At 53.4% G+C, this 6,645-nt stretch carries 7 protein-coding genes; 5 read left to right on the top strand and 2 right to left on the bottom strand.

Annotated elements, in window-relative coordinates:
• Positions 1 to 31: 31 nt before the first annotated feature.
• From NNO02_RS22155 to NNO02_RS22135, 5 genes are all read left to right on the top strand, one after another.
• The gene (locus NNO02_RS22155) at positions 32 to 2,464 is read left to right on the top strand and encodes a DMSO/selenate family reductase complex A subunit (RefSeq protein ID WP_271455762.1); all 2,433 of its coding nucleotides are present in this window, start codon (positions 32 to 34) and stop codon (positions 2,462 to 2,464) included.
• 13 nt (positions 2,465 to 2,477) lie between these two features.
• Positions 2,478 to 3,104: a DMSO/selenate family reductase complex B subunit gene (locus NNO02_RS22150; protein WP_271455761.1), complete on the top strand. Its 627-nt coding sequence runs from the start codon at positions 2,478 to 2,480 to the stop codon at positions 3,102 to 3,104.
• A complete protein-coding gene (locus NNO02_RS22145) occupies positions 3,097 to 3,867 on the top strand; it encodes a dimethyl sulfoxide reductase anchor subunit family protein (protein WP_271455760.1) in 771 nt (256 codons plus the stop codon). Before NNO02_RS22150 ends, NNO02_RS22145 begins: the two co-directional genes overlap by 8 nt.
• A gap of 84 nt (positions 3,868 to 3,951) precedes the next feature.
• Positions 3,952 to 4,548 (top strand): TorD/DmsD family molecular chaperone, encoded by a 597-nt coding sequence (locus tag NNO02_RS22140; RefSeq protein WP_271455759.1) that lies wholly within the window; start codon positions 3,952 to 3,954, stop codon positions 4,546 to 4,548.
• Positions 4,545 to 5,078, top strand: coding sequence for a 4Fe-4S binding protein (locus NNO02_RS22135; protein WP_271455758.1), 534 nt, complete (start codon positions 4,545 to 4,547; stop codon positions 5,076 to 5,078). Before NNO02_RS22140 ends, NNO02_RS22135 begins: the two co-directional genes overlap by 4 nt.
• Before the next feature lie 152 nt (positions 5,079 to 5,230).
• Here NNO02_RS22135 and NNO02_RS22130 read toward each other — a convergent pair whose 3' ends face one another.
• Both NNO02_RS22130 and NNO02_RS22125 read right to left on the bottom strand, forming a co-directional pair.
• Positions 5,231 to 5,749, bottom strand: a complete 519-nt coding sequence (locus NNO02_RS22130) for a hypothetical protein (protein ID WP_271449534.1) — start codon at positions 5,747 to 5,749, stop codon at positions 5,231 to 5,233.
• Positions 5,749 to 6,552 (bottom strand): winged helix-turn-helix domain-containing protein, encoded by an 804-nt coding sequence (locus NNO02_RS22125; RefSeq protein WP_271455757.1) that lies wholly within the window; start codon positions 6,550 to 6,552, stop codon positions 5,749 to 5,751. Before NNO02_RS22125 ends, NNO02_RS22130 begins: the two co-directional genes overlap by 1 nt.
• Positions 6,553 to 6,645: the final 93 nt, after the last annotated feature.

The following is a 6,645-nucleotide window of genomic DNA, read 5'->3' as shown; positions in this document are numbered from 1 at the left end:
AATATGGATGCAATGTAGGGAAATAAAAAAGATGGAAATAAAAGAGTGGTTAAATACAACGCTGTCCCGACGGGATGCGGTAACTGGCACTGCGAAAATAGGGGCTGCCGTTGCGCTCAGTAACGCAATTACGTTGCCTTTCTCCGCTACCGCACAGGCTGAAAGGATCGCTGCGCCAACGCAAGGCGGCAATGGTGAAACCGTTCGCCATAGTGCCTGCCTGGTTAACTGCGGCAGTCGTTGCCCGCTTAAAGTGATCGTTAAAGATGATCGTATTGTGCGTATTGAACCGGAAGACGCAAAAGACGATACGATATTTGGTGAGCACCAGATTCGTCCGTGTTTACGCGGACGCTCCAGTCGCTGGCGGGTATATAGCCCAGACCGGATTAAATATCCGATGAAACGCGTAGGAAAACGCGGTGAAGGGAAATTCAAGCGTATTTCCTGGGATGAAGCGACAGCATTTATCGCTGCAGAATTAAAACGCGTGACGGAAAAATATGGCCGTGAGGCGATTTATTATAATTATCAATCTGGCGCTTATTATCATACTCAGGGTACGCCTGCCTGGAAACGCTTGTTAAATCTTACCGGCGGCTATTTAAATTATCATAATACCTATTCCACGGCGCAAATTGCCACTGCAACGCCCTACACCCACGGCGTGTATGTCGGGAGCCACTTTACGCAAATTGCTCATTCCGATCTGGTGGTGCTATTTGGTCTGAATTTGTCAGAAACGCGCATGTCTGGTGGCGGACAGGTGGAAGAGTTACGCCGCGCGCTGGAAGCCTCAAAGGCGCGGGTGATCATTATCGATCCGCGTTATACCGACTCGGTGGTTACCGAGCATGCCGAATGGCTGCCGATTCGCCCGACGACCGATGCCGCGCTGGTGGCGGGTATCGCGCACACGTTGATTACCGAACAGTTGATTAATGAAACTGAGGTGAATAAGTACTGTGTAGGTTATGACAGCAGCACCCTGCCTGAAGGCGCTGCGCCTAATGCCAGCTATAAAGACTACGTGATTGGTAAGGGCGATGACGGCATCGCTAAAACGCCGGAGTGGGCGGCTGAGATCTCTGGTATTCCAGCGACGCGTATTCGGCAACTGGCGCGTGAGATCGCCTCGGCACGCGCCTGTTACATTTGTCAGGGTTGGGGACCGCAGCGTCATGCCAACGGTGAGCAAACCGTGCGCGCCATTCAGACGCTACCTGCGCTGACGGGCCACTTTGGCCTGCCGGGAACTAACAACGGTAACTGGCCTTATGGCACCCCGTACGGTGTGCCGCTGCTACCGATTTTGACCAACCCGATCAAAACCTCTATTCCTTGCTATCTCTGGACGGATGCGATTCAGCGTCCGGAAATCATGACGGCTACCACGATGGGCGTGAAGGGGGCGGATAAACTGAAAACCGGCATCAAGCTGTTCTTCAACCAGGCCGGTAATGCGCTGTTGAACCAACACGGTGAAACCAACCGTACGCGCAAAATTCTCGCGGATGAAAACTTGTGCGAAACCATTGTCGTCATTGAAAACCACATGACGCCGAGCGCGAAGTACGCCGATCTCTTACTGCCTGAAACCAGCTATCTCGAAGCGGAAGATCTGGTGGACAGTTCCTATGCTGCGGGCTCTCACAACTACATGATCGCCATACAGAAAACGGTCACGCCGATGTGGGAAGTGCGTAGCACCTACGATATCTGTGCCGATATTGCTGGGCATCTGGGGCTGCGTGAGCAGTACACCGAAGGGCGGACACAGGCGCAGTGGGCAGAGATGCACTATCAGCAGATCCGCGAAAAACGTCCGTACCTGCCGGAATGGCCAGTGGCAAAAGAGATGGGGGTCATCGACCAACGTATCGCGACAGACAAACAGAGCCTGGCGTTTGCTGACTTCCGTGCTGATGCTGTGGCGAACCCGCTGACCACGCCGTCTGGCAAGATTGAGATTTATTCGCAGGCGCTTGCCGATCTCGCAAAAGCGTGGACGCTACCGGAGGGCGATCGTATCCCGGCGGTACCGGAGTTCTGTGCTGTGACGGAGTCGCATCTGAACAAAGCGCTGACCACGAAGTATCCGCTGCAGTTGAGCGGTTTTCACACCAAAGGTCATACCCACTCAACCTATACCAACGTACTGATGCTGCATGAAGCGGTACCTGATGAAGTGTGGATCAACCCAATAGATGCCAGTGCGCGACAGCTGAACTCCGGCGATCTGGTGCATGTGTTCAACGATCGCGGCGTGGTGGCGATTCCCTGCAAGGTGACTCAGCGCATTCTCCCTGGTGTGGTGGCGATGCCACAGGGGGCGTGGACCCGACTGGACAGCAACGGTGTAGACGTTGGCGGGTGCATCAACACCCTGACCAGTCATCTGCCGTCGCCGCTGGCGAAAGGAAACCCACAACACACCAACCTGGTTGAAATCAAACGCGCTTAAGGAGTGATCTACAATGAAACAGTATGGCTTTTATGTTGACTCCTCGCGCTGCTCAGGCTGTAAAACCTGCCAGGTCAGCTGTAAGGATAATAAAGATCTTGACGTCGGTCCGAAATTCCGTCGGGTCTATGAATACGGTGGCGGAAGCTGGGTGAAAGAAGGGGAAAGCTGGCACAACGACACCTTTACGTACTACCTCTCTATCGCTTGTAACCACTGTGATGAGCCGGTCTGCGTATCAGGCTGCCCGACCGGCGCGATGCATAAACGTGAACAAGACGGTCTGGTGCTGGTCGATGACAGTGTCTGCGTCGGTTGCCGTTATTGTGAAATGCGTTGCCCGTATGGCGCACCGCAGTTTGATGCTAACGCCAAAGTCATGCGCAAATGCGACGGCTGTCTCGACCGGTTGGAGCAAAATTTGCGTCCAATCTGTGTGGATTCTTGTCCGCAGAGAGCGCTGGATTTCGGCCCAATCGATGAACTGCGCGCCAAGTACGGCACCGAGAACGAAATTGCGCCGCTGCCCGCCGCGTCGTTTACCCATCCTAACCTCATCATTAAGCCGCATCCGAAGGCGAGACCTACGGGTGACAAGGAGGGAGCCATTATGAACATGGGGGAGGTGCGGCATGCATGAGTTACCACTGGTCTTTTTTACCGTCTTTACCCAAAGCGCAGTCGGCGCATTTATTCTGCTGCTGATTGGCGGCACTCTGGGGCAGATTGAGGCGCGACGGATGACCGTCGGCCTGTTCTCCGTTATGTGCCTGTTTGGGGTTGGGGTACTGCTGGGGATTATCCACGTTGGACAACCGCTGCGTGCGCTGAATATGCTGCTGCGCGTGGGGCATTCGCCGATGAGTAACGAAATTGTACTGTCGGCAGTGTTTGCCACGCTCGGCGGGCTGGGCTCTCTCGGTCTGCTGCTTAACCGTGGCGCGACCGCGCTGTGTAAAGCGCTGGTGTGGTTGGCTGCGGTGGTGGGCGTGGTCTTTATACTTGCGATCCCGCAAATCTACCAGCTGCCGACGGTGGTCACCTGGCGCACCTCATATACGACGGTGATGATGGTGCTGACGCCGCTGATTGGCGGCGGCATACTGGCCGGCCTGTTCGGGTTGCGTCTGGGCCTGCTGGTCAGCGTGCTGGCGATCCTTGCCAGCTTCTGTCTGCGTCCGGGGTATGTGTCGACACTGATGAGTGCAGACGGCGCGTTAACGACGGCGCAAACCAGTTGGTTTACCGCACAGGCTGCGCTGCTGGCTGTGGGCATTGTTGGGGTGGTGACCTCGCGACTGAAGTCCAGTGTCACCGTTCTGGTGATGACCGCCGTGGTCGTCATCGTGGCTGAGCTAGTGGGCAGGATTGCGTTCTACAATCTGTGGACGTTACCGATGTAAGTCTCATGGGCCGGACCGCGTGTCCGGCCCCGACGTCTGGACGAACATTAACCGCCATCAGGCACTTTTTCAGGAGTTTCCACTATGCCATCCAGTGCTGTATTACCGAGGATCCTTGGTGCGCTGTTTTACTATCCTCCCGGGCGACCGGAGGTGAAAGCGCTGTTCGACTGCCTACCCGCGCTGTCCGATCTGTACCCATGGCGCGATCCGGCGCAGATGACCAGGCTATGTGCAGACTGGCCGTTGCCGGATGCTGATGACCTGGCGTGGCAATTTTCCGTGCTGTTCGAAGGGCAGGGGGATATGCCCGCCCCGCCATGGGGTTCCGTTTGGCTGGAACGCGATAATCTGCTGATGGGCGATACTACTGCGGAATACCGCGCGTTTTTACAGTCGCAGGGAATGGCGTTTGATTCGCACCAGAGCGAACCCGAAGATCAGTTTGGCCTGATGCTGTTAGCCAGTAGCGCGCTGCTGGAGGCCGGTAAAGATGCGGCGGTGAATCAGTTATTCGAGGTGCATCTGCTACCGTGGGGATATCGCTATCTGGAACGAGTGCAGGACAGTGCTGTGAGCCCGTTCTATGCACGTCTTGCCACCGTAACCGCGAGTTTTCTGCAGGAGATGGAACAGCAGCGTGCATTGCAACCTGCGGTGAAACGGCTGTACTTCGGATGAACAAGTCAGAGAAATATTATCAGGCGCTGATGACGCATCGACATGTTAGTCGACGTGGGCTGTTTCGTGCGTTTGTCAGTGCGGCAAAACACACAGCACCGACGTTGCCGGTATCTCAATTGGCACACCCGCTTCCGCCGGGCGCTGTGCCTGCCGCACAGTTCATCGCACAATGTACTCGCTGTAACCAGTGTATTGATGCCTGCCAAATGGGAATTCTTACCCATCATGAAGACGGCTACCCACAACTGGCAATTGAGTATGCCAGTTGCGATGGCTGTGGCTTGTGCATCACCGCATGTCAGAGCGATGCGCTGCGTGTACAGACGCGCTTTAATACCGGTCTGCGCCCGACGTTCAGTGCTGCCTGCATTAACCCATTACGTCCGTGCAACCAGTGTATCGAGGCATGCCCAGAACAAGCCTGTACCATCGGCGCGGCGGGGATCCCTGTGCTGGACAGCGAGCGCTGTACTGGCTGTGGTGAATGCCGGGTGCAGTGCAACGCTGATGCCATCAGACTGAGATAACCTTCCAGCTTGGATTTGCGTGGTGTCTTCCCGTGTACTGAATCGCCGCAGGTTTAACAGGTATTTATAGGGGAGATTTGTCTACAGGCTTGGAGATACTCCATCAACCACTGAGATTCATCCGTCGGTTGTACCGCCAGAATGCCTGGCGATTACTCATTTTCCGGCAGCGCATAATTCTGGCAGTACAGGTAGGGGATCCCTTCTTTGGTAATCAGATAGGTATCTCTGTTCAGTGCGAAAAGATCGACATTCGAGACGCTGGTGTTGGTCAGAAAGAAATCGGGCAGGATCTGCTGGATTAAACTGGCGGGAGCCGTTTCACGGTTTGATACATGAATTTTCTGTGAGACCCATACCGGACTGGTGCCGTAACTGGAGTGTGTAAAGAGCACCATGCGTTGTACAGTCTGTTCATTATTAGCGGCGTCACTAATAATGCCATCAATATTCACAATACCTTTAGTATCACCGCTTTTGATATCAATGATCCCCTTAAATGAGGCGGTATTACGCACGATATCAATGGCTGCCCGGCAGGAAAGATTATGCAGGTGATTATGATTATTGCCGAGCCGCCAGATGCTGGCAATCGCAATTACGCAAAGGCAAAGCATCAGGATTATACCCGTCTGGATACGGAAGCGGGGAGTGCGAGGAAGTAAATTCATTAGCTATCATACCGTGGGTAATAGACAGACTGACACGCGTTTTCTTGTTCGCCTTTCATCGGCGAGCGGCACAATAGCACCGACAATTTTTTTGATTCCGGATAGGTCGTGATATAGATAAATTTATTGGCCTGACACAACGCAGGATTTTTGTCGATAAACGCAGTATGCCGGGAGAAATTGCTGGCATCGTTATTAAAATAATACTGACAGTCAGTTGATACTTGTGGCGCAGCAATATAACCGGAAAAATAATCATCACTGCTTTTCCACGGGAATACGATCAGAACGCAGATTATCAGTGTCAGCACCATCATTATCATTTCAGTGGTCGTTACCCGTGGTTTACGTGGTGTCCCCGCCAGCAACGCCTCTATACCCGCTTCTGGGGTTAAGTCAGACTCAGGTGCTACCGGTATGTCAATGGCTAAAGGGACACTCTCCGGTGTTGCAATCTCCAGGATTTCAAACTCTTCGTTAATAATCAGTCCCTTGCGGGGTATCGTTGTGATGAACGTTTGCTCCAGTTCCAGTTGCAGCAGGCTTTTGCGTAAAGACAGGATGCTCTGATAAAAGGCATTGAAGCTGACCTGGCGATGATTGCTACCCCAGCCAAACTCCAGCAATTCGTTCTGTGAGACAACCTTTCCGCGATGTTGAATAAGTAATAAAAGACATAGTGATGCCGAGTGTTTAAGTTTTATCTGCTGCTCGGGATGGTCTACCCGCGTCAGACACTGTGTGCCTGGCGTGAAGATTATTTTATTTTCAATTAGATAACTGACATTGCCAGTCTCAGACATAATGCCTCAGCTCTTGATGATGCACCCAGTGGTCAGTGGGTTATGATAACACTTTGTCCAAAAAAGACGCCAGAACCGCGCAGTGTTTCAATT

It is taken from the genome of Citrobacter sp. Awk 2 (genome assembly GCF_028069815.1).
In the GTDB taxonomy this organism is placed as follows: Bacteria; Pseudomonadota; Gammaproteobacteria; order Enterobacterales; family Enterobacteriaceae; genus Citrobacter.
The sequence above is the reverse complement of the archived record's forward strand: the minus strand, read 5'-3'. Positions and strand labels throughout refer to the sequence as shown.